The organism is Acaryochloris sp. CCMEE 5410, from assembly GCF_000238775.2.
GTDB lineage: Bacteria > Cyanobacteriota > Cyanobacteriia > Thermosynechococcales > Thermosynechococcaceae > Acaryochloris.
Map to the genome: position 1 here is coordinate 1877011 of NZ_AFEJ02000002.1, position 23491 is coordinate 1900501.

22 protein-coding genes and 1 pseudogene are annotated in these 23491 nt (G+C 46.3%); 12 read left to right on the forward strand and 11 right to left on the reverse strand.

Features of this window, described 5'->3' with window-relative positions; genetic code table 11:
- Positions 1 to 174: 174 nt before the first annotated feature.
- Positions 175 to 1464 (forward strand): PQQ-binding-like beta-propeller repeat protein, encoded by a 1290-nt coding sequence (locus ON05_RS29450; protein WP_010467416.1) that lies wholly within the window; start codon positions 175 to 177, stop codon positions 1462 to 1464.
- Positions 1465 to 1808: 344 nt separating this feature from the next.
- Positions 1809 to 2441: a hypothetical protein gene (locus ON05_RS29455; RefSeq protein WP_236618781.1), complete on the forward strand. Its 633-nt coding sequence runs from the start codon at positions 1809 to 1811 to the stop codon at positions 2439 to 2441.
- Positions 2442 to 2651: 210 nt separating this feature from the next.
- On the opposite strand, the gene ON05_RS29460 is transcribed toward ON05_RS29455, so the two are convergent.
- Complete coding sequence (locus ON05_RS29460; RefSeq protein WP_010467412.1) at positions 2652 to 2993, reverse strand: antibiotic biosynthesis monooxygenase; 342 nt, start codon at positions 2991 to 2993, stop codon at positions 2652 to 2654.
- 375 nt (positions 2994 to 3368) lie between these two features.
- Here ON05_RS29460 and ON05_RS29465 point away from each other — a divergent pair, with 375 nt between their 5' ends.
- The 6 genes and pseudogenes from ON05_RS29465 (at position 3369) to ON05_RS38770 (ending at position 11162) form a co-directional block, all read left to right on the forward strand.
- Positions 3369 to 3887 (forward strand): pentapeptide repeat-containing protein, encoded by a 519-nt coding sequence (locus ON05_RS29465; protein ID WP_236618780.1) that lies wholly within the window; start codon positions 3369 to 3371, stop codon positions 3885 to 3887.
- 83 nt (positions 3888 to 3970) lie between these two features.
- Complete coding sequence (gene crtD / locus ON05_RS29470; protein WP_010467404.1) at positions 3971 to 5491, forward strand: C-3',4' desaturase CrtD; 1521 nt, start codon at positions 3971 to 3973, stop codon at positions 5489 to 5491.
- Between the two features lie 398 nt (positions 5492 to 5889).
- Complete coding sequence (locus tag ON05_RS29475; RefSeq protein WP_010467402.1) at positions 5890 to 7893, forward strand: patatin-like phospholipase family protein; 2004 nt, start codon at positions 5890 to 5892, stop codon at positions 7891 to 7893.
- Between the two features lie 34 nt (positions 7894 to 7927).
- Entirely contained in the window at positions 7928 to 8923 is a 996-nt protein-coding gene (locus ON05_RS29480) for an IS1 family transposase (RefSeq protein ID WP_262561004.1), read from the forward strand.
- Positions 8924 to 8930: 7 nt separating this feature from the next.
- Positions 8931 to 9668, forward strand: a complete 738-nt coding sequence (locus ON05_RS29485) for a lipase family protein (RefSeq protein ID WP_262562468.1) — start codon at positions 8931 to 8933, stop codon at positions 9666 to 9668.
- Positions 9669 to 9774: 106 nt separating this feature from the next.
- A pseudogene (locus ON05_RS38770) lies at positions 9775 to 11162 on the forward strand (ISKra4 family transposase).
- Between the two features lie 22 nt (positions 11163 to 11184).
- On the opposite strand, the gene ON05_RS29505 reads toward ON05_RS38770, so the two are convergent.
- The 5 genes from ON05_RS29505 to ON05_RS29525 form a co-directional block, all read right to left on the reverse strand.
- Positions 11185 to 11890, reverse strand: a protein-coding gene (locus tag ON05_RS29505) for an IS1 family transposase (protein ID WP_201767963.1) whose coding sequence is annotated in 2 segments (ribosomal slippage) — positions 11185 to 11614 and positions 11613 to 11890 — 708 coding nt in all. Because the reading frame shifts where the segments join, the coding sequence is not laid out codon by codon here.
- 109 nt (positions 11891 to 11999) lie between these two features.
- Positions 12000 to 12902, reverse strand: coding sequence for an HD domain-containing protein (locus ON05_RS29510; RefSeq protein WP_039780428.1), 903 nt, complete (start codon positions 12900 to 12902; stop codon positions 12000 to 12002).
- 139 nt (positions 12903 to 13041) lie between these two features.
- Entirely contained in the window at positions 13042 to 13335 is a 294-nt protein-coding gene (locus ON05_RS29515) for a hypothetical protein (RefSeq protein WP_010474466.1), read from the reverse strand.
- A gap of 21 nt (positions 13336 to 13356) precedes the next feature.
- Positions 13357 to 13818: a hypothetical protein gene (locus ON05_RS29520; RefSeq protein WP_139025810.1), complete on the reverse strand. Its 462-nt coding sequence runs from the start codon at positions 13816 to 13818 to the stop codon at positions 13357 to 13359.
- Positions 13815 to 14627, reverse strand: coding sequence for a hypothetical protein (locus ON05_RS29525; RefSeq protein WP_039780431.1), 813 nt, complete (start codon positions 14625 to 14627; stop codon positions 13815 to 13817). The genes ON05_RS29520 and ON05_RS29525 overlap by 4 nt, the downstream gene beginning before the upstream one ends.
- A gap of 43 nt (positions 14628 to 14670) precedes the next feature.
- Between ON05_RS29525 and ON05_RS29530 the strand changes: the two genes are divergently transcribed.
- Positions 14671 to 15591 carry a class I SAM-dependent methyltransferase gene (locus ON05_RS29530; RefSeq protein ID WP_010474473.1) on the forward strand — a complete coding sequence of 307 codons (921 nt, stop codon included), beginning with the start codon at positions 14671 to 14673 and terminating at the stop codon, positions 15589 to 15591.
- On the opposite strand, the gene ON05_RS29535 is transcribed toward ON05_RS29530, so the two are convergent.
- The 3 genes from ON05_RS29535 to ON05_RS29545 all read right to left on the reverse strand — a co-directional run bounded on the left by ON05_RS29535 (position 15588) and on the right by ON05_RS29545 (position 18296).
- Positions 15588 to 16622 carry a sirohydrochlorin chelatase gene (locus ON05_RS29535; protein ID WP_010474475.1) on the reverse strand — a complete coding sequence of 345 codons (1035 nt, stop codon included), beginning with the start codon at positions 16620 to 16622 and terminating at the stop codon, positions 15588 to 15590. The genes ON05_RS29530 and ON05_RS29535 overlap by 4 nt on opposite strands.
- 314 nt (positions 16623 to 16936) lie before the next feature.
- Positions 16937 to 18112 carry a nucleotide disphospho-sugar-binding domain-containing protein gene (locus tag ON05_RS38175; RefSeq protein WP_010474477.1) on the reverse strand — a complete coding sequence of 392 codons (1176 nt, stop codon included), beginning with the start codon at positions 18110 to 18112 and terminating at the stop codon, positions 16937 to 16939.
- Complete coding sequence (locus ON05_RS29545) at positions 18069 to 18296, reverse strand: glycosyltransferase (protein ID WP_010474478.1); 228 nt, start codon at positions 18294 to 18296, stop codon at positions 18069 to 18071. Before ON05_RS29545 ends, ON05_RS38175 begins: the two co-directional genes overlap by 44 nt.
- 246 nt (positions 18297 to 18542) lie before the next feature.
- On the opposite strand from ON05_RS29545, the gene ON05_RS29550 reads away from it, so the two are divergent.
- Positions 18543 to 19232 carry a Bax inhibitor-1 family protein gene (locus tag ON05_RS29550; RefSeq protein WP_010474479.1) on the forward strand — a complete coding sequence of 230 codons (690 nt, stop codon included), beginning with the start codon at positions 18543 to 18545 and terminating at the stop codon, positions 19230 to 19232.
- A 75-nt stretch (positions 19233 to 19307) separates the two neighbouring features.
- Here the strand turns inward: ON05_RS29550 and ON05_RS29555 are convergent, their stop codons facing one another.
- A complete protein-coding gene (locus ON05_RS29555) occupies positions 19308 to 20603 on the reverse strand; it encodes a glutamate-5-semialdehyde dehydrogenase (protein WP_029315245.1) in 1296 nt (431 codons plus the stop codon).
- 26 nt (positions 20604 to 20629) lie between these two features.
- Complete coding sequence (locus ON05_RS29560; protein ID WP_010474481.1) at positions 20630 to 21535, reverse strand: PRC-barrel domain-containing protein; 906 nt, start codon at positions 21533 to 21535, stop codon at positions 20630 to 20632.
- Positions 21536 to 21878: 343 nt separating this feature from the next.
- Between ON05_RS29560 and ON05_RS29565 the strand changes: the two genes are divergently transcribed.
- Both ON05_RS29565 and murQ read left to right on the forward strand, forming a co-directional pair.
- The gene (locus ON05_RS29565; protein WP_010474482.1) at positions 21879 to 22469 is read left to right on the forward strand and encodes a Uma2 family endonuclease; all 591 of its coding nucleotides are present in this window, start codon (positions 21879 to 21881) and stop codon (positions 22467 to 22469) included.
- Positions 22470 to 22545: 76 nt separating this feature from the next.
- A complete protein-coding gene (gene murQ, locus ON05_RS29570) occupies positions 22546 to 23475 on the forward strand; it encodes an N-acetylmuramic acid 6-phosphate etherase (protein WP_010474483.1) in 930 nt (309 codons plus the stop codon).
- Positions 23476 to 23491: the final 16 nt, after the last annotated feature.

Here is a 23491-nt window from a genome sequence, read left to right on the forward strand (position 1 = left end):
TCTACGGAAAAAAGCGTCTCAGGTGTTCGCTCTCTGTATTATCGATTGTCGCTAGATTAACGAAAATCATCTGGCATTGGTGTGAAGTTCTTTACAAATTTTTAGTCTGAGCGTTAGCTAGACTGTAATGCCATTGAGAATACTAGAAAGTACTATTAGCAATGAATTCACCCAATGAGAAAGCGCTTATTGAATAGATGGGGACTTTTGGGATTAATACTGTGCTGTCTTGGCTTTATCGTATTTGCCAGTTGGGAAGAGCTTCGATTATTTTCTATCGATGCTCAGAGTGGTAAGGTACGTTGGTCAAAAGTCTTAGATTCTTTTAATGGAGAAGCTACGACTCCTGTTACTCATAATGGCACGCTTTTCCTACAAATTATCCGAACGGATTTGAATAGGCAGGGTTGGCAACAAATTTCAGCATTTTCTACTCAAACAGGGCAGCTTATTTGGGAACGTAATTTCTTTTCTGACTATGCTGAAAAAGCCAATATTCGACAAATTGCATTGCCTGTTGCTACACCTCAGACATTAATTGTTAATTTACCGATCAGAAGCAATGATCACTTTAACCAGATGGTGGTCTTTGATCGTGAAACGGGTGATTATGAGCAAGTGTCTCAACGTTTTTTTCTATCTTTCAAAGGTAAAACTAGTTTAGTTAACCATAATCAGATCCTATGGATGATGACATTTGATCAATTCCCCATATGGAAAACAGGCTGTGATCAAGCTAAAGTTGTTCTGAAAAAGCGGGATCTGTGGATCAAACAGACTCAATGGGAATTTAGATTACCTGAGCAATTCTGTCGCAGTCATTTAGCTAGCCATGATGAATTTCTCATCGCCAATGAACATTCTGTGTATTTTAAGGATGGCGAAAAGATCCAGGTGCGAGATGCTAAGAGTGGAGAACTTAAATTTCAACTATCTACACCCGTTAAAAAGATCGGATTAACAGGAAATACTTTTTTGATCAGTGATAGAAATTCGGTAACAGCCTTTGATGCCAAAACGGGGAAAAACAAGTGGAGATCGGAAGGGATTTGTGGAGCTGGGTCTACCACCAATAATTTGACGACGGATTCCGAGACCCTATATATCCAGTGCGATCCAGATCCTGATTATAGATATATATCCCGGTATGGAATCACAGCCTTAAAGGTCAATAACGGTAAGAAAAAGTGGTTTCGTCAGCTCAAGACTGATATATTCCATACGCCAAGCATCGCATCTGAATATATTGCAGTTATAGATGCAACTCATCCAAGATGGTTATCCAATTCCGAAAGTGCGGTTACAATCCTTTCTAAAAAAGATGGCTCCGTACAATCTCGCTTCCCAATTAGCTCAGCTTCTATCGATCAAGTAGTGTCAGCCGATCAGACTCATTTCTACTTTGTAGATCGTTCTCCACGGTGGCGTCATTGGATATCACACTGGAACCCAAATTGGCATTGATTTTTAATTGATTGGTGAAGTGGTTGGGGTTTGGTGGGGAGCATCAGGTGATTGGGGTCAATCATCGGGATGAGCTGCGCAAGCGCATCAAATACCTCGTGAATAATCCAGGCTGGCTATACCCAACACCCCTCTACAGGAAAAAGTGCTTCAGGTGTTCACGCGATGTGTTGTCGATTTTCGCTAGATCCATTTCAGCACCAATCACTTTTTGCCTTTGGAGCCGTCAAACTGGCATTCATCCTCCTCTAGAAGGGCACGCTAAGGACACCCTTCATCGTCTTTGCTTTATGCCTAGCCCTCTTCAGAGACGAAACTTATTTCGTAAGTGGCTGACCCACACTATGCTCGGATTTCTTGGTGGGGGCATCTTTTGTCTCCTGACCGTACCCGCCGGATTTTTTTTACTGGGGGATCTGCTCATCAGGGTGAAGTTCTGCGGTTACGGGCAAAGTGCCATCGGCTGTTTGTTCTTTGGTGCAATCTTTGCAGGCGGACTGACAGTTGGATTTAGCGTGGGCCTAGCACAGTGGTTCGTCCTAAAACGATTCCTTCTGCGGGCACGATGGTGGATTCTGGCGTCAACCCTAGGTTGGATGGGTATCTTTTCCACCTTGTGTAACCTGTTTTATAAGCCCATCCTCAACAATGGCACGGTATTGCAAACCACGATCGATGCAGACGCTCTCTCCGGAGTAGCAGGACTACTGGGAGCTGGAGCGTTAATGGGACTCTTTCAATGGCTGCTGATGGATCTCCCGTTAGTTCGCTCCTGGTCATGGATTGCACTACATGTATGTCTGGCACTTTTAGCAGCTTTAGCCGTAACATCGGGGATTCATCCTGGTGGTGGAGTGACAGGAGCAAGCGTATTTATGGTTCTGTCATTCCCTATGTATGCAGTGATATCTGGAGCCGTGCTCAGCAGATTAATGGGGAACTTGAAAATGGTAAATGGGCTAAGCCAAGCCACATAAGTGACTCAACTCGAGTGACACTGGCCTCAAGCATCCCAACCACTGATCACCCTATCCAGAACCAAGAGGCCATCCAATCGCATGCTGGCAAGGGACGCACGCAAATCAATCGTCCCTCATCTCCAGCGGTACAAGATAGACCACACTCATGCCAATACAGAAGGTTAAATATGGGTGACTCCATAAACCGAAGCACAAGCATCCCCCGATCTATGCACCTGATTTTGGCGTTTCATTCGGGTCAATTTTGCAGACCAGTTCATAGACAGAGACCTGAGGCGACTCGGAGAAAAAGGGAGCCATTTTACTAAGAATCGCTTTTTGTTCTTCGCCCTCATGGGCTTCCATATCTTCTAGGTTGTCCCAGAGAATCACCGATACACCTTTGTCTGTACCGGGTTCTTGGAAGAGATAGGCTCCTTCAAAGCCATCAGAATAGGTTGCGATCGCTTGTTCATACAGATGTTGAACCTCGGCAAACTTACCTGGTTTGAACTCACCAATCGCCACTGATGCAAACCGCCGCTTCAAACAATCCTGAAAGTCTGACATTGTTTACTCCTTTCGCCATTTTGAAGGTATTTGGCTGGGGTTTGGGGGTGACATAACGAACCCCAACAATTGATCAATGCTCAGTCTGGGTAATCAAGTTGACCAATATTCATAGGGTAGAAGGTAGTCGGATCAATACCGGGGAACTTAAACAACATCTAAGGAAGTGCTAGGGCTCTAATGATCCCCAGTCGTTCATATTTGTTCACCTTTTTGGTCAAAATCATGAACTTTATTTATCTTGAGAAGTAAAAAGCAGCCAGCCGGGAATGCTGAAACTGAGACTTCCTTACTGCTTTTACCTCAGAATTGATGAATATGAGCATCTCAGACTCATTTTTAAGCAAAGGATTGCCATTTTTAGACCGATGTCTCATGGGTCAAACCTCCTTCCACGGAATCGATCTAGCAGAAGTTCACTTAGATGGCGTGGTCCTTAAATACCTGGACTTAACTGCTGTAAATATGCAGGCAGCCAGTCTACAGCGAGCTAACCTACAACGATCTATTCTCACCGCTGGATGCTTAGACCAGGCGAATATGCAGGGATGTTACCTCTACCGTAGCCACTTGGAAAGGTCTTCGATGCAACAAGTCCAGTTACAGCGAGCCAATTTATCCCATGCTTACTTGAAGGGGGCCAATCTCCAGGGAGCGAATCTCCACCAAGCTCAACTGATGGGCACCGATCTCCGGGACGCCAATCTCACGGATTGTCTAATCCAAGATGCGAATTTAAAGAGCGCCCTCTACAGTGCAAACACTCAATTTAGTCCATCTTTCAATCCAGTCCTTGCAGGCATGAAACTATGGACAGCAGAAACCCTGGTCAACTACAGCCACCAACGGGTGAGAGGGCAGAGAACTTGGGACTGGGGCTGGCAATGTTCGTAGTCATCCATTAATATCAGCACCCTGATAGGGGAAGGTTAACGTTATAATTTCATTAAGAAATGTAACAAATCTATCTCTCTCCCATGTCTAAGTCACCCCACGAAACTGCTGTCGTTGTTATTGGTGCAGGCATTGGTGGCTTAACGGCTGGAGCACTCTTAGCAAAGCGCGGCTATCGCGTCAAAGTTTTTGACCAAGCCTGGGTGCCAGGAGGCTGCGCCTCTACCTTTAAACGGCGAGGGTTCACCTTTGATGTGGGGGCAACCCAAGTAGCAGGTTTAGAACCTGGCGGCATCCATCATCGTATTTTTCATGAATTAGGGGTTGAGATACCAACAGCCACCCACTGCGATCCAGCCTGCGCCGTCTTTTTACCCGGCGAAACAGAGCCGATTTCCGTTTGGCGAGATCCAGACCAGTGGCGGGCAGAGCGAGAAAAGCACTTTCCCGGTAGCGAAGGGCTTTGGCAGCTGTTAGCGAACCTGTTCCGCTATAACTGGGGGTTCCAATCCCGCGATCCAGTGATTCCCCCGCGTAACCTCTGGGATGGCTGGCAGCTTTTACAGGCCGTCCGTCCTGATACCTTATTAACGGTTCCCCACCTGTTTACGACCGTGGGTCAGCTTTTACGTTTAACGGGGCTAGGAAATCAACGTCGCTTAAAAACGTTTTTGGATCTCCAGCTCAAGCTTTATTCCCAGGTGAATGCCGATCAGACCGCCTTACTGTATGCAGCTACGGCGCTCGGCGTATCGCAAGCGCCACAAGGCTTGTTCCATTTGCACGGCAGTATGCAGGTGCTGAGCGATCGCATCGTCGAAGCCCTGAAAAAGCATGGCGGTGAACTGCATATGGGCCATAGCGTTGACCAAATTCAGGTGCATAGTCCGGAATTTTTAGGTGTATTAATCCGTCAGCAAAAAACAGGTGAGACTTGGACAGAATCGGCTGACCATGTGGTGGCCAATGTGACGGTGCAAAACCTCGTCCGCCTACTGGGAGAGGATGCGCCTCGTCAGTATCAACAGCGGGTCAAGAAACTCCCCCCCTCCTCCGGGGCCTTTGTGATTTATCTCGGGGTAGACGCGGCTGCCATTCCCGAGCACTGTCCGCCCCATCTGCAGTTTCTCTATGACTATGACGGTCCCATTGGCGAGAATAACTCCCTGTTTGTGTCTGTAAGCCGACCGGGGGATGGCCGCGCCCCTGAGGGGAAAGCCACGATCATTGCGTCTTCTTTTACGGATCCAAAGCTATGGGATGAAGCGGAGGATTATGAGGCGCTGAAGCAGGCGTATACGGAGGGTGCGATCGCACGTCTGAGTCAATATTTCCACCTCACCCCAGACACCATCATTCACCAAGAAGCCGCAACCCCCAGAACCTTTGCCCACTTTACAGGCCGCAGCCAAGGCATAGTCGGGGGCATCGGTCAGCGTCTATCTACCTTTGGCCCTTTTGGATTTGCAACACGGACTCCGATTAAGCGGTTATGGCTAGTCGGGGATTCAACTCATCCCGGCGAAGGCACGGCAGGAGTGAGCTATTCTGCCTTGACTGCCGTCAATCAATTGATGGCAATGTCAAAAAATATCTCCAACTAGGTAATTTAGGCAGAATTCAATTAGCTAAATTTATATTAGCAAGCTCAATTAGAAGTCTTAATTGAAAATCAACTCACTATATTTTTTATTCAGGAATATAGTTCGTTTTTCCTCATCGACTTAACTTAACGGCAACAGAATACAAATCAATCTCTGAAACATACAAGCAGATAATTATCTGCACAGATAATTATCTGCTTGTATGTAAAACCTTAAAAAAACCAAAAAATACCGAACAAGCATAGATTCAAACAGCATAATATGCTTGCTCAACTATTTTTATTCTAATAAATATTAGATAGTTTTCCATTGGAATACTAAATATATGTACACTCAATGCGTTCTCAAAATAGACGAGTAAATAACAACTACCTTTAGAGCAGGAAAGAATAAAGATTATGACTAAAAAATTAGCTGTTGTTATCTCTGGTGCAGTATCCCTCGGCAGCTATGAAGCAGGGGTCATATATGAAGTTTTAGAGATTCTTGCTAAACATAATGAGACAGCTGAGGAAGATGATCGTATTGAAATTGATGTGATTACGGGTGCATCTGCAGGTGGAATGACAGCGTGTATTTTAGCTCAGCAGCTATTATTCAGTGATGAAGGATTTAGGAAACCTTATGAAAACTCACTTTTCAAAGCCTGGGTGAATGAAGTTGACATCACTGACTTACTTAAGTTTAATGAAGAGTATCAAGATCCACAAGAAAAGAGACAAGCACAAAATCGATCTATTTTTAATCCGAAAATTATAGATCGTATTGCAGAAAAACATCTCACCAATAATATACAGTCATCGGCTAGTAGACATCCTGCTGTGGGTAATGAGCTATTGGTAGGTATTGCAATGTCAAATGTAAGTGGCTTTCAATATTCTGTTAAACCTGCACTTGGTGAGCCAGTTGAGTTCAATCATTTCAAAGATCAGTTTGTTTGTAAAATCTATCGGCATGAAAATAAAAAAGCCACTTTAAAAGAGCTAACTCTACCAGAAATTGATAGTAGCTCAAGCACGAAATATGAATGGCAAGAGTTTAGAGATGCAGACTGGAATGAGCTAAGAGATGTTGGGATATCTTCTGGAGCGTTCCCAATAGCATTTCCTCTCAAAGGTTTAAGACGTGAAGGCCAAGGAAAGTATCTACCCAGAGATAGTGATAACAAACCAAGAAGCAAAATATATGGCGACCAATATTTATATACTGACGGAGGAGTATTTGAAAATGAGCCAATAAATATGGCCTATGAGCTAGTAAAGCAAATCGACAAAGGAGATAGTAAAAATAGATATTTTCTTTTGATTAAACCAGGAGTGCGCCAAGCATTAGATGAACCATTTCTGGATAAAGGCGAGAATATAATTTCAACAGGAGTAGCTATCCTCAACTCTATTTTTCAACAAGCTCAGTTTCAAGATTGGGCTCTTGAAGGGCTTAAAGAGTCTCGTCTTCTTACAATTACATCTACTAATGATGAACTTCTAAGTGATATATTTATTGCATTTTCAGGATTTTTAGATATAAAATTCAGAGCTTATGACTACAACATAGGTAGGGAGTCTGCTCGCGAAAAACTAGGAAGTTTTTTCAGGCAGGGAGGAAAAGAATTTATAAATTTTGATCCTTCTCTTGATTTACATAGCAATCATCTACCAGACATAGACTGGCCTCTTACCTCTACAAAAAACGATTGGGAATCAGAAAAGTTAAAGTTACAAAATGCTGCAAAGTCTAGGAATCAGATTGAAGGTTTTTATCAGCTACTAAATGAAGTCGAATTAGAAAAACGTCGAGACATAAAAGATTTAATATTGAAGAGAATAACAAATGGTATTGAGAATGTTGATTTAGATAATTGGATTAATAGTGTCAATCATGATATTGACACAAGAAACAAAGAGAAATTAGAAAGAGAAAAAAACTTACTCAAAAAATCCAGGATTATTTTTAATGACTTTACAAGAAATAAATATGGCAAGCCAGCAACAAAAAGATCTGCAAAAATTTTCACTGAATTCATCTTTAACTTTATAAGCGACTGGCTAGATAGAAACATGGTGAATATCTTTCTTACAGATGCCCAAATTTTGATGGCTAGCATTGCTACTTTTGGAATTGATCAAGGGAAAAAAGTTGAAGGTTTTTCAGGAGTCGAAACTCTTGGATTTGTTAATGAAGTTACCTCATTCCAGGCTGGAGGTAACTCCGCAATTGGAGAAATTGACGCTTGTTATGTGGGTGAAACTGAAAGAGAAGTCGTTCTTGCGTTTCGTTTTACTGCACTGCCTCAAAATGGCTTGGTGGAGCTAGTTAGGGATTGGTTGAACAACTTTAAGAGAACTTTGAAACGTAACGATATTTACCCCGGCCAAGGGCACTGGTCTGTTAGCAGGATCTAGCTATAATGCTTCCGACGCAACCTAATGTAGATCAATGGAATGCCCATATTGTCTAAGCGAGAAGATCCTAAAGCGCGGCTTTGATAGCCTGCAAGATGGGACATTAGTCCAGCGATATCAGTGTAAGGATTGCAATCGGCGTTTCAACGAACGCACGGGTACCCCAATGGCTCGCTTACGCACCGCTAGTTCAGTAGTGAGCTATGCCATCAAAGCTCGCACCGAAGGGATGGGTATTCGTGCTGCAGGTCGAACTTTCGGTAAATCTCATACCACCATTATGCGTTGGGAAAAACGCCTAGCAGACCAAGCACAGAACTGGTCACCTCCCGCACCAGCAGCCTCTGATGTGACGGTAGAAGGGGATGAAGTTTACACGCGTGTAGGCAAAAATCTTCCCCCCAGCCAATCCCAGGGCTGGACCATCCATTTCCTTGAACGCGAAAGCCGCTATTGGTTGACAGCACAAGCTGGCCTCAAGGATGCACAACTTTTTGCAAATGGCGTTTACTCAGCTTGGGAGTGGGTCAAAGCCTGTGATGGGATTCGATGGTTTACCGATGGTGAGAGGCGTTATGGACAAGAACTTTGGAAGCTCGCCAATGTCTATCTCAATGGTGAGGAGTGTCATCCTGACTATGGGCATCGCAAGGTTTGGCGAGAGGGGTTAGAAGTCGCGATGAAAGTTAAAGGGTCTCAGGGGAATCGGCGAGTAGAGTGGGTGAAAGCAGAGCATCCCTTTACCGCTATCAGTCTAGGGTCTGAGGTCCATGCCAATCATAATGAGGCTCACAATGCTGCCTTGAGGAGACGATGTAGTGCTTATCGAAGACGGCAGAATCTCTACGCTAAGAAGCGGTCGGGGTTACAGCGAGTGCTAGATGTACAACGCCTGATTCATAACTGGGTTAGACCCCATTGGGGGCTCAGTAAGCAGACCACACCAGCAATGGAGATGGGATTTTGTTCTCGTCCGTTGAGCACACTAGAACTCCTCACCAATAAAGGGTTTAGGTATGTGCCCTGTTAGTAGACCAGTGCCCGGCCAAGTACATACTGGTTTTGCCCAAACTGTTGCAAACCTTGCCAATATAAATACTAATGCTTCTCACTCTTCATCAGGTTTTATTAATGAGGTCAAAAAGAGAATGCTAAGTAATGATATAGAGAAAAATCTTGTAATTACTGGATATAGCAAGGGCGGAGCAATAGCTCAACTCGCAGCAATACTTTTAACAAAACTAGGTATTCCAGCATCAAAAATTAAAGTAAGAACTTTTGCTGCACCTAAATGTGGAGATAAAGCTTTTGCAGATAAGTTTAATGAAATTTTCCCTAATGCTCTACGATATGAGTACCAAGATGATGTTATTCCACACTATCCTTTCAATAATGAGTTCAGGGATATCGTAGTAAAAGAATTAAATCCGCTTATTCGCAGAGTAATTACTACAATACACGAGCGAGATGACTCATCATCAGAATATATTCATGCTGGCAAATTACAATATATCAAAACTGTTAGTGATCATCCTGAACTTGTTCATGACAATAGTGAGTTATATAGCTTGAGATGCCACAACCTTGCTGAGAAAGTAAAAAATAGCTTTGATTTAGCTTTAATCAGAGACCATGGACATAAAGGCTTTATTAAATTCTTTAGTAATATTGAAGACAACAACGCGAACAATTCTTTAAATAAGTTTGACATTTCACTTGATAATTTCAACAATACTTTTAAGTCTCCAAGTGAATGGGAGAAACTCGATCAATAACTCAAGATTAAAGTCGATGGGGGCGTAAGCACAGAATCGGGGATGTATGGCTCAAAGAAAAACGGGTCAAGGACAATAGATCCTGTACCCGAATCAAAAACTTGTCATGAGCCTAACATCGCAATTGCCAACCGTACTAGAGCATCACGAATTTCTAGAACAGGTCGAAGCACTCAAAGAATCACCCAGCCTGAGTCAGATGGTTTATATCGTTCTGCAAATGGGTTTGTATTTGGCTCGATGGCTTCTGGAGGATGAACTCTCACGGCGAGCAAAACAGTATTTGAATGGCCTAGGTGTAGCACCTGCGGAACCCGCTTGCACTCGAAGGGATGGGAATCTCGTCAGATGCAGACACTGGTGGGAAATATTTACTGAAAGCGACGGGTGGGTCGTTGTCCAAAAGGGTGTCCAGGTAGTCTATCAGCTCCTCTGGACCAATCCATTGGGATTACCTCTTACCAGCACAGCAGTAAAGAACTGGTGCGTCTAGGCTGCTTGTTAAGTCTATTTATGCCCTATGAACTGGCCAGTTGGATGCTGAGTCAGTGGAGTGGTTTATCCGTCAGTTCATCAAGCTTGTGGAATTGGGTGCAAGTCATGGGCAACAAAGCTTATCAGGAGCTAGAGGCTCAACTCAAAGCTCAAGCATCAGGTGAACAGGCTCCTAGTGAAGCGATTTCAGAGGTGTTGTCTGCTCTGCCTTTGGCCATTGCTGCTGACGGTGTGATGGTGCCCTTTCGCCCCACTCCGAAAACCCCCAAGGGAAAAATCCAGTGGCGAGAAGTTAAAGTCGCTATCTTAGCCCGCCTGGGAACACGGCTCACCCGAGCTAAAAGAGTGTCCCCCAACTACTGCGTCGAAGACTGGTAGCAGTATTGGGCGATATCGACCAGTTCATCCCCTTACTGCAACTCGAAGCCCGCAAACAAGACTTTGAATCGGCCCCAAGCGTCATCTGGTTGAGTGATGGGGGCGAGGCTTCTGGCGAGTCTACCGCACCTTGTTCTCTCACTGTGCTGTGGCAGTTCTCGATTTTTTCATGCAGCAGGCCATCTTGCACGAGCAACAAAAGTGATGTTTGGGGATGTTCGCTCTGCTCAAGCCCAAGCCTGGTTTCGGCGCTGGCGACACCAATTGCGACATGGGCAACACCTATTAGTATTGCGGTCCTTGACGATGTTGATTCACTCACAATTGTTTACGGGCAAATCTTTTACGACGTTGCTCCAGGTACAGGCTTATTTCCAGCGCCATCTGCGACACATCCAATATCGCCACTTTGAACAACTACAGATACCGCTGGGGTCAGGAATGGTCGAAAGTGCTTGTAAGTGGCTGATTCAACAGCGCTTTAAGGGGGTTGGTATGCGCTGGAGTGAGGATGGTTTCAATCATCTACTCATGCTGCGGCTTGCCTGGGTCAATCAACGGTTTGACTCCCTATTCCCAGGGGTAACCATTCCGAAGTCTAAGGCATCCCCGATCCATTAGCTACGCCCAGTCGATGGTAGTCCTAGTCCTGTAAGGATGCATTGTAGTGATGGACAAACATCCAGATTGCTCCAATATGATTCTCAAGCTTTTTCGAGAACGACAGTGTCTTTCGAACTAACCGAGACACTCGCTGACGCATGGTGCAGTTGAAGCGTTCAATATAGGAGGTTTGGCCTGTTTCCTTGCCCACAGCTTGATGTCGTTGTTTGGGAAAAACACAGCCGTAAGCATCCCAAAAATCCATGTAGGCCACCGCACATTGACGATAGACTCCTGGCAAGGAATTCCATAGCTGACGAGCACCTTGCTGGGAGCGTGCCCCCACATAAACACCGACTATCTCACGCGTGATGACATCAAGAGCAAGCCATATCCACTGTTTATTGCTCTTATCGTTCACAAATGACCACACTTCATCACATTGAATAGTTAATCGGCCTTTTATTTGATGATATGTTCACAGTACGAGGCACTGCTGCATACTTACAGTTCACGTACTCCTGTAGCCAGCTTTCAGAAACATCACAGACCCTGGCAATACCTGCCAGAGATATCTTCTCAAGCAATAGCTTATCGATCAGGCCTTTAGTGGATGAATCAATTCGCTTTTGCTGAGGAGCTTCCACAAACTGATGACCACAGGTTTTACATTTGTGGTTTTGCTTGCCATTATGGATTCGACCGTTTTTGACAACGTTTTGAGAATGACAGTTAGGGCAGGTCAATGTCGACATTTGTGATGCTGGAATTTGGATGTTGGATATACCTATCCTTACATCTGGCGGACTACCAAGTCGATTATCATCTATTTAAAATCTGAGCTAAGCAATATAATTAACGAATAGGATTATAGTAAATAAATTTACTAAACAATGTTAAACTATTTTTTTCAATATATGCAGCACGTCCTTCTGGAAAGTTTGCTGCTCGTTGTCGCCAACAATTAGCAACATATCGAGTGGATTTCTTTATAGAGAGGTCATTCTCCGTAGCAATAGCATGGTTATAGTCTTTACAGCCAACAACATGGTTTGAGAGTTTATCTATGTAATTAATTTCATCTACTCGCTTCCAATATTTTTTATTAACTTGCCATAGTCGATATCCAGCTAAATCTAGTAGAGACGCATCAGCAATTATTGATGCAATATCAATAGAATTTCCTATCGGTGAGTTAGTACAAAAAGAATCTTTATACCTTTTTATATCAGGTGTAACATGCATTGAAATTGCATTGGCAATTTCAATGCCTTTATTACACATATTTGCCTTTTTAGAGATATTTAGCGCAATATCTCCGCTCTCTACGGCAAAACAACATTTTTTACTTTTGGACTCTAAGGCAATATCGTGAAGAAGAGATGCAACATAGAGCGTCTCTCGATCAATTTTTAATCCATCAATATGATTCAATGCCAGGCTATATAAATATGTGCGAAAAGAATGATTAATTATCTCCTCATGTATGAGATTTGATTGATATCTCTCAAAACACTCCTTTTCAGCCTCTTTTGCAAGCTGGGAATCTGGAAAGAGAAGCGTGTTAATCTCTATATCCTCTAGCTCGCCTATAGATTTAGGAGGTACTGGCAGGCAGTAAAAAGCCAGATCTCGAACACATAGAGATATTGTTTTTATTAGTGGGAAAAATATCTCAATGCGTTCAGAAGGAGATAGTTTTCCACGGATATTTCCCCAATCTATCGACCCAATCAAACTCTTCTTAGATGGGCGCATAATCATTCTTTATTTTACAATGTAGATTTCACTTATTAGGATGCTAGATCTAGCAATAAGAAACAAAGATTCTTCTTATTTTATAGAAATCTTTAGAATCCAAAGCTATTAGTATCAACACAATTTAATGTTAAGGCTTTCACTTTTCTCTTAGCAGTTCGAACAGTTCCAGTAAACCCACCGTACCGACAAAAAACGTGTATAGTCCATAAGGAATAGGAGACTGCTCGCGAGACTTGGCAAATAGACTCGCCACCACCCCTTCCACCGCATGGGCCGTCAGGGCAAATCGCTCAAACCAAAAGAGTCCAATGGGCAACGGCGGTAACGGTTTTCCGGTCTGCAAGGCATAGAACGTCCATATTTCCACACCGATAGCAGCGCAAATCAGGATGGGGGCAAGAACTTTAATGATTGGGTAAAACTTTTTCATGACTTTTCAGCAGTGAGTGGTCTAAGAGGCTCCTTGACGCCAAAGCATCACAGTTAACCAGAACAGAAACAATTGAATTTTTAGATCTAAAGGAACATCTACCTCAATCGTGGCCTGTCTTGACGAAAAACTGTCTGGACGAATGCGTCCCAAGACCTGACTACTTTGACGAATTTGGAATTCACGTTGGAAAGGGGAGACTGCCTGCAAAACGAGCTTTTGAGTCCCAAAGGTTAACTCAAGTTTGCGCCTCAAGGGATTCGGCTTCTGGGCCTGAGCAACCATTGAGTCCTCGCTATCTTGCTTCAATGCCCATTCTCCAGACAGCATCGGATGTGTAATCGTGTAACTTTCGTCGGGTAGGACAATTTCCCCCTCATCCTTCATTACCTTCAGTTCAATTCTGGCGGTTCCTTGGGACGTCTCAATTCCATAATTCCACCCCCACATAGAAGCAGGGATACAGTGCAGTTGAGTCATCATGTCCATACCCGATGCAAAATCAAACCCATGAGCTGTCCTTGGGAATCCAGCCCTCCAATTATATGAACGGCATCCACACTATTTGCCAAAGCCTGATCGTGAATAGCGAGAACCGCAATCTCCCCCACACAGGCTTGCATGGTTTTGAGTAATGACACACCTGAGACAATGATGCGATCGCTAATGGCATCAAAATCCCAAGCAAATTCAGATACCTCTAGAAACTGATACCAGCCCTGATTCGGATCCTGGGCATCTAACAGCGTAAAGTCTGCCAACACCTTAGCTAACTGACGAGCCGAATAGCGACGAGGGGCCTCTTCCATAATGCGTTGGACGACCTCTGACTGCTGCGCAAAGGCCAAGAGCGCGGAGGATAGTTCAGTATTCTCTGTTGACCACTGGAAAGTCGTCTGAAATCCATCCCCTTCATTCGACCGATAGGTAATATCAAACCCTTCTGCAATCAGGCGATTAATCAACGCCGGGAACGACGGTGGTACCCAATCGGTTAGGTTCAACAACTCTGCTTCTGAACAGGCCGTAGCGCTAGTTTCTATAGTTGGGGCCTGATGTCCCACCACTAAAAGAGTGATTTCATCTTCAAGGTCCGCCACAACTTCTGCTTCAAACCGCTCACAAAACGCTTGTAGGGTCTCCAAGGTCGCGTCAAACTTTCCCACAAAGGCAACAGACGCCCCCCACAGCGGGATGGGCCGATAAGGGAGCGGGGGCTGACTGCCTCCTGTCCCTGACACGAGCAAATCTTCTGCCGCTTGATAGAGAGGGGAGTGCGTTGGCTTTATCATGGTGGGCAAGAGTGCAATTTAGGTACGCTGGCCTGCTAACAGTGTGGACTTCGGTCTAACCTGGACTGGCGGATCAGCCCACCGATTGACTCACTTCACTGTAGACGACAACCCCAGGATTTTGAAGACAACGGTACCTCAGGCCCTATGGCAACTTTGTGTAAAAGGATTTGTTCGCATTCTGATTGGTGCTGATAATCAAAACCAATACGATACCTATGATTGGGAAGCAGGATGTCATGCCCTCAGCAATCCAGATCTAGCCTATCCTCAGTACTACCGCATCCCCAACTTTCACGGGATCGAAGGGGGCTATCTCTGCAAAGAAGCTGCGGTTACCTACGACGCGGTTACGGCCTTTGCCTGCCCACCCCATGAAATGAACCTGCGACGACAAGTCTTGAAATCTATTCAAGGGCAACCTCAACGAATTCTTGACTTAGGCTGCGGGACCGGTTCCATGACCTTGATGCTTAAAGCCACCTATCCCCAAGCTGAAATCATCGGCCTAGATTTATCGCCCTATATGTTGTGTCACGCTCAGCATAAGAGCCAAAAGGCTCAGCTCACCATCCATTGGCTGCATGGCTTAGCAGAAGCGACAGACTTAAAGGCTCACAGCTTTGATGTGATCAGTATTTGCATGGTCTTCCATGAAATGCCTCCGCGCATTTCACGCTTGGTCTTGCAAGAATGTCGCCGATTGCTCCAACCGGGTGGACAACTCATCATTTTGGACGGCAATCAAAACCGCCTCCGCCATGCAGACTGGCTGATTCGACTGTTTCGAGAACCCTATTCCACGGTTTACGCCCAAGAGAGCATCCACGACTGGGTGACCGAAGCTGGCTTTGAATGTGTAAGCACCCAATACCTCGGATGGATTCACCAACTAACGGCAGGGACAAGCCCTCACTACCAAGATGAGTCACCCCTGAGACAGTTACAAACCCACTCGGTTTAAGGCACTTGCCAAATGCGATTGTGGTAATCCGCTTCTTTATCCACGTTGATAGTGGCGTGGTGGCCATGGCCATGATGATGGTCGTGATCGTGACTATGGCCATGATCATGGCTGTGACTGTGGGGCTCTTCGCCATTGAGAGCTGCCAGCCGAAATTTACATAACTCGCAATTCATCTGAACTTGTCCCAACTGGGTCTCCAGTTCCCGCTGGCGCAGCACCTGAACTAAGGCTGGATGCAGCCCCATTTCGGGCAAGCAAGTCACTTGAATCTCTGGATAGGCCGCTTGCTGGTGGGCTGAGATATCAAAAATCTTTTCCACCAACGTGCCCGTAAATAGGAAATAGGGCACCACAACAATTCGCTTAGGTTGATACAGCCGTGCCCGTCGGAATCCTTCTTCCAATCGGGGATGGGTAATGCCAATAAAGCAGGTTTCCACGGTCTGGTAGTTACTGCCTTCCCAGAGGACGCGAGCCATTTTACTGACATCGCTATTGGCATCAGGGTCGCTGGAGCCTCGGCCCACAAACAGCAGGACAGTCTCTTCACGGGAGATACCTTGAGGATTATGTTCGGGAGCATCCAGTAGTTCCAACCGCTGTTTCCATAGGTCCAGAATCCCAGGCGTAATCCCAAAATGACGACCATAGTGATATTTCAACTGGGGATGGCGTTTGCGAGCTAGATCAAGTTCATTCGTGACATCAAACTTGTTGTGGCGAGCGGCAAACAGCAGAATTGGTAGCGCCGAGAGTTCGGTATAGCCTTGCTCAACACAGTGATCGACGACTTCTTGAATACTGGGTCCCGTCAGTTCTAAAAAGCAGGGAAACACCGGTCGTGATCGATCGAGTTCCTGGTAGAGCGTTGCAAAATCCAGGAAACATTGTCTACCGTTGGGATTTCGAGTGCCATGACCAATCATGAGTAAAGGCCTTTGAAGGGGTAATGGCGTTAGATCACCAGCGGTTGGCAAACTGAGGGGGGCAGGTCTAACCACCAAGTCTGGCATATGAGCAATGGACATAAAGAACTCCCTGCCTGTGAATCACAAGCGTTGACTGAGGATTCCTCATAAGATGACCAAGCAATCTTATGGGTTAAAAAATAGGCCGTAACAGAGTGGTTTGATCGGACCTGGGCATTTGCCCACCCCCCACCATACAAAGTCAGCTCTTCAAACCAGGACAGTCACAGCATTCTTTTAAGATCGCCTCGGGGCAATCTCTGTCAATCAAGAGCATGGCGGACGAGTATTTGAAGGATTGATTTGAGGTAGAAGGCGCTTAAACCTAGATACTCATCCACTCTCACGCTCTTTAGCTAACAGCAGAGTCAGATTCAAGCATGGTGTAATTGTTGCTCAATGGCATTACACGCTATCTTGACTCCATTCTCTGATCGGATCCTGGCCCCCACCTGTGATGCTTTGGCTGCATATTTGGGGTTTTCGAGTAGCTCACTTAGCTCTTTAATGACTCGTTTAGCCTGATACTGCTTTCTGAGAATCGTTTTGGACGTCCCCAAGCGTTTAACTCTGGATGCATTATCCGGTTGATCGTGGCTGTAAGGCATAATCAGCGTTGGGCAACCGGCACGTAGCGCTTGGGCGGTTGTTCCCACTCCCCCTTGATGAACCACTGCACAAGCACTGGGAAAGATTTGTGAGTAAGGCGCATAGCGCACGGCAATGATGCTGTCTGGCAGATGGTCGGGTGGAACGTTCTGGCCTATCAATAACACGGCCCGACGGTTCAAGGCTTTTGTAGCCTGGATACTTTCTAGATAAAACCGTCCTGGATCCATCACTGCAGCAGAACCTAAGGTAAACACAATCGGTGGTTCCCCTGCATCTAGAAATCGAACCAGTTCGGGTGAAAGTTTATGGCCTCTAGCACTGCCATCATAAAAAGCAAACCCAGTCAGCATCGCTTTGTCTGGCCAATCCGATTGAGGCTGAGCCAGCAACGAGGAGAACATTGCCAACACCAAATAGGGTGAATCTTTGTCATCCACTAAAGGATTGCCCTTAAGGGCAGGCAGTCCAAGCTCTTGTCGAAGCTGATGAATCGGTTGTACCCAAGACTGGGTCATGACTTTTGCCAGTGGTTGAATGGCGCGTTGAGCGACAACATTCAAGCCAGGTAGTTGAAAAATAGACGGTAAGCCCGGTGCAACGGATGCATCTTTAGCCGAGAGAAACGCAAGGGGTTGCAGAACCGTGAGCACCCAGGGAATTCCTAATTTCTCGGCAACCAATCGAGCCACCAATACGCCTTCACCATGAATGATCAGATCAGCCTTTTGGGCTGCGCCCATCAAGTCTGCATATGTTTCACGTAAGCTCGCGCACACCCAATTGCGAATCACATACTCTGTCCCTGTCCTCAAATCCATCATCCGCGCCATTTCTTGCGGATCATGAAGGGCGGTATTGTCAGGACGCATTCGATGAAACTCAAATCCTAAGGTTTCAATGCGGTCTTGATACTCTTGATGGGTAGCAATGCGGATCATGAAGGGCGGTATTGTCAGGACGCATTCGATGAAACTCAAATCCTAAGGTTTCAATGCGGTCTTGATACTCTTGATGGGTAGCAAATATAACCTCATGTCCCCGATGGCGTAGCTCAATTGCGATCGCAATCTTAGGATGCAGATCTCCCAAAGAACCAATCGTCGTCAATACGATTCGACTCACAACTCACCTCCATCATTCAGCCATAGATACCTGGGGGATTGTCTGCCAGACACTTCCCTACTGCTAACCTTTACACCTTGTAAGTCTACTTTTATGGCCCTACACATTAGTTCAAGTCTGGTATTGGCCGGGTAGCAAGGTATTGCGCTACCAGCGAACGGCAACTTCCAGGCAATTGATTTATGGGTAGATTAAGCTGGGTACATAGCAGGACACTTCATACTGCCTTTGTCGAGGATACAAATTATGTTAAGCGTCGCCCAGTCACGCCCATCTGAACGCGCCATTTTTATTCAGAAAACCTATCTGCATCTAGCAGGAGCCATTGGTGCTTTTATTGTCGTTGAATATCTGCTGTTCCAATTAGGCATTGCTGCAGCCATTACTCAATTTGTTGCCGGAAGTCGTTTTAGCTGGCTGTTAATTTTAGGGGCTTTCTCACTCCTGGGCTGGATGTCTCGGGGGTTAGTTGCTAAAGCAGACCAAATTGGCACTCAGTACGCAGGGTTGGGGATTTATGTGGTGGCCCAAGCCTTACTTTTTGCCCCCTTGCTCTATATTGCTGCGGCTTTCTCCGACCCTAGCGTTATCCCCACAGCCGGTATTTTGACCTTGACCATGTTCGGAGGGCTGACTGCGATCGCATTTACAACCCGAACAGATTTCACCTTTCTCGGCGGCATCCTTAAAATTGGCAGTTTTGTCGCTCTGGGACTGATTGTTTGCAGTTATATTTTCGGCTTCTCCCTGGGATTATTCTTCTCCGTTGTGATGGTGGTGTTTGCTTCCGCCGCAATTTTATATGACACCTCTAAGGTGATGAAGCACTATTCCACCAGACATTATGTGGCGGCATCCTTGGAGTTGTTTGCCTCTGTAGCCCTGCTATTCTGGTACATTCTCCGAATTGTTATGGCTATGTCATCACGCCGCTAATCGAACTCTGACCACCGCATCATGAAGCCGCATCGGAACAATCGTTCCGATGCGGCTAATTTAATCAGGATAAGTTTAAAGGTCTTTGTGAGTAAACGGACGGGCATCTGGCCCAGCATAGGTGGCGACAATCTGGCCTTGGCCTTTGAGCTGGTATTTATAAGTGACTAGTCCTTCTAACCCGACGGGGCCTCTGGGCGGCATCCGCTGGGTGCTAATTCCTACTTCCGCGCCAAAGCCATAGCGGAAGCCGTCGGCAAAACGGGTGGAACAGTTGTGGAACACCCCGGCTGCATCCACCTGGTTCATAAACACAGCCGCTGCTTGGCCATCTTCGGTGGCAATGGCATCCGTGTGCCCCGACCCATATTGATTAATATGGGCAATGGCATCCGCAAGAGACTCCACCACTTTAATGGAAACAATTAAATCTCCATATTCTGTCGCCCAATCCGTCTCGGTTGCGGGGGCAACATCTACAATGGCCTGAGTTTTGGCATCCCCTAAAACTTTGACTTGGTTGTCCTGTAACGCCGCCGTTAGTTTAGGTAGGTATTGGGGTGCGATCGCATCATGGACCAAAATCGTTTCCACCGCATTACAGGCTGCTGGATATTGGATCTTGGAATCCACCGAAATCTCTACCGCTTGGTCCAGCTTCGCAGCCTGATCTACATACAGATGACAAATACCTTCCGCGTGGCCCAAAACCGGAATGCGGGTATTTTCCTGTACAAACCGGACAAAATCATTAGAACCGCGAGGAATAATCAGGTTCACGTCCTGGTCGAGGTTCAGCAATTCTAGGGTTTCTTCTCGACTGGTCAGTAACGCCACCACATTGGGCAATACCGCTGTGTTCGATAGTCCTTGATGAATCGCCTTCACTAGTGCCTGACAGGAATGAAGAGCTTCTTGCCCTCCTTTAAGCAGGACGCCATTGCCAGACTTAATCGCCAACGCCGCAATTTGCATTACCGCATCGGGTCGGGCTTCAAAAATGACCCCAAGGACACCCAACGGACAACTGACTCGGCTCAATACCAGACCCGTATCTAGCTCTCGCTTCAGCTGTACTGTCCCCACCGGATCCTCTAGGGTGGCAACACTGCGTACCCCTGCGATCGCACCTTTAAGCTTGGTGGCATCCAGCTTTAACCGAGCATAGAGGGCATTGGCAATGCCTGCTTCTTTTGCCTGCTGACAATCCTGCACATTCGCTTCTAGAATCTCTGGCGTTGCCGCTTCTAGGGCTTGGGCAACAGCTTCTAAGGCTTGGTTTTTCGTTTCTGTAGAAGCCCCTGCCAGTTGGATTGCCGCCTGTCGCGTTTGCTGGGCGACCTCAGTCAAAGAATTCGTTAGGACAGTCACAGTTCTAGTGGCTTAACAACAGGGTTTTAAAAATCTTCGCGTTCGTACTCGGCAATTTTTTGCGGTTCAGGGATTTTCAGCTCTTGAGGCTCATAATCATCATCCCAAACATCTCCTTCCCGCTCATATTTCGGATCTGGAGCACTTGGAGGGGTAGAAGACCCACTATCACTCCAGTTATCCTCCTCTTGATATGCATATTGTTGCTGAGGGGCTTCTTGACGCTCTACGGGGACTGGCTCCGCTTCCCAGGCTTCCGTTTCCCACGCTTGTTGAGCAGGCGCAGCCTGGCGAGCAGGTGCGTAAGCAGTGGTCGGTTCTCCAGGGCCAAGCTGGTTCGTGGTAGACGCCGTCTTAGGAATATAGTCTTCTTCATCGCTTAATTCCCAGGGTGGAATCCCTAAACCCATCCGCTCCAGAATGCCGACCGTCAGTTGATTCAGGCGCTCTTCCGCCCCTTCAAAAACGATCAAGCGATCAGGCCCTGTACTGACAATCTCTTCCACGGGCAGCTCGTAGGTGCTCAACACCTGAGACGGAATCAGGGGCACTCCAATCGATGCGATGACTAAAGAGGCAACTTCCCCTGTGCTGGTATCAAACTTAAACCCTCGGACTTTGCCTAAAAGTTCTCCAGCTTCGGTAATGACTTCGTTATTAATTAAAGTACTGAAGTCGAAAGTATCGATTTCTTCAATCGCGGTCTCATCATCGACCAGGATCACATCTCCAATCTGCCGAATATTACTGAGATACATGTAGCGCTCATCGCCAGTAACCAGGGTATTCCGCAAACCCACGACGGCGACTTCTCGCTGATCAACATCTACCCAAAGCTGGGTAATCACCCCCAGTTTTTTACCCGTACTGCGGGTAATGACTTGAGTACCGATAAAGTCAGCGCGTTGTTGAACTTGTTCAGATATGGCCATGCGTGAATCCTGAGCCGAATTCTTGAGTTTTCGGGTGGGGTAAATTTTGTTAATCGTACCTTTACAATGTCACAAAAACTATCGCACACGGTACATTTTTACACCTTAACCACTCCATTTTAGTGCCTTTGGGAAGTGGGCACCTCTTTTCTAAGGTGTTGATATCACCCCAAGACTGTTGCCGATCAAGGCTAATATCTCCCAGAGAGCATGATGGGTTCATACCTTGATGGGGTAGAACTGACCGGCAAACTTCATTTGACCCTAAGTGACTGCTTTATCGCTCCAGCTATATTAAAGTCAGAACCCTCGCGTTAGCTTAGACCTCTCATACATCAAGATTATGGTCAGCATAGCTTCACCCCCCATCGCATCCGCCTTAACCCTCCGCATCAACCTGAGTGATGAGCAGTTTTTTCAACTCTGCCAGGACAATAGCGATTTAAAATTTGAGCGCACCACCCTAGGAGAATTAGTCATTATGCCTCCAACAGGCGGGTTAACAGGCGATCGCAATGCCGATTTAACGTTTCAACTCAGAGCTTGGAATCGCCAAACTCGCCTTGGGAAGTCTTTTGATTCCAGTACAGGTTTCCAGCTTCCCAATGGAGCCAATCGTTCTCCTGATGCTTCATGGGTTGCTATCGAACGCTGGAATGCTCTAACACCTACCGAGCAAGAACGCTTTGTTCCGCTTTGTCCTGATTTTGTAGTTGAGCTGCGGTCCGCAAGTGATGCTTTGGCCCCCTTACAGGCCAAACTGCAAGAATATATGGAACATGGTGCTCGACTCGGTTGGCTGATTGATCCCAAACAACAGGTTGTGGAGATCTATCGTCCCAATCAACCTGCCGAGGTGGTCCAAGCCCCTACTCAACTTTCTGGAGAGCCAGTTCTACCAGGCTTTGTCTTAGATTTATCTACGATTTTCTAACGCATCTTTCAGGAAATACCTTCTAGGGGTAGAGTCGAGATGACCGCTTAAGATACGACGATCATAGGTAATTCCCTTGACTGCTACTCCTCAGCCTTTAAGCCAACGTGGACATCTACTAACTGAACAGATTAATCCCAACAGTCGCAATCTCGATCAGTTGACGGCATTAGAGTTGGTTGATCTCTTTAATCAAGAAGATCAACAGCTAATAAGCGCGATTGCCACAGCCCGAGAACCCTTGGCAGCAGCCGTAGAGAAAACGGCTCAGGCATTGAGACAAGGTGGACGGCTTTTTTATGTCGGGGCAGGAACCAGCGGCCGTTTAGGGGTACTGGATGCAGCCGAATGTCCGCCTACATTTTGCACACCGCCTGAAATGGTGCAGGGCATCTTAGCAGGGGGAGACGCTGCCTTAGTCAGAAGTTCAGAAGCCCTGGAAGATCGGGCGGGTGATGGTGCAGCTGCGATCGCAGAACGAAACGTCTCCGAAACCGATGTAGTGGTAGGGATTACCGCCGGTGGAACGACACCCTTTGTCCATGGTGCCTTGCAAGCCGCCAATAAGCGGGGAGCAACCACCGTTTTTATGGCCTGCGTTCCTGCCGATCAGGTCTCCATCGATGTCGATATCGATGTGCGGCTCCTCGTAGGACCAGAGATTCTAGCGGGATCTACTCGCCTCAAGGCTGGCAGCGTCACTAAACTAGCCCTGAATATTATCTCCACGGGGGCGATGGTCCAAATTGGCAAGGTTTATGGCAATCGGATGGTGGATGTCTCGGTCACTAACAGTAAGTTAGAAGACCGGGCTCTGCGGATTATTGCTGATCTAACGGAATTACCCCGCGAACAGGCAGGAGAGTTGTTGGCAAGATGCGATCGCAAAGTGAAACTAGCCCTACTCGTCCATTGGACAGGCCTCTCTGCCGATCAGGGCCAAGCTTTGCTAGACCAACATCAAGGTAATCTACGGCAAGCTGTTCAAAGCCAATCTGCACCTTAAATGTTATGAATCGGCT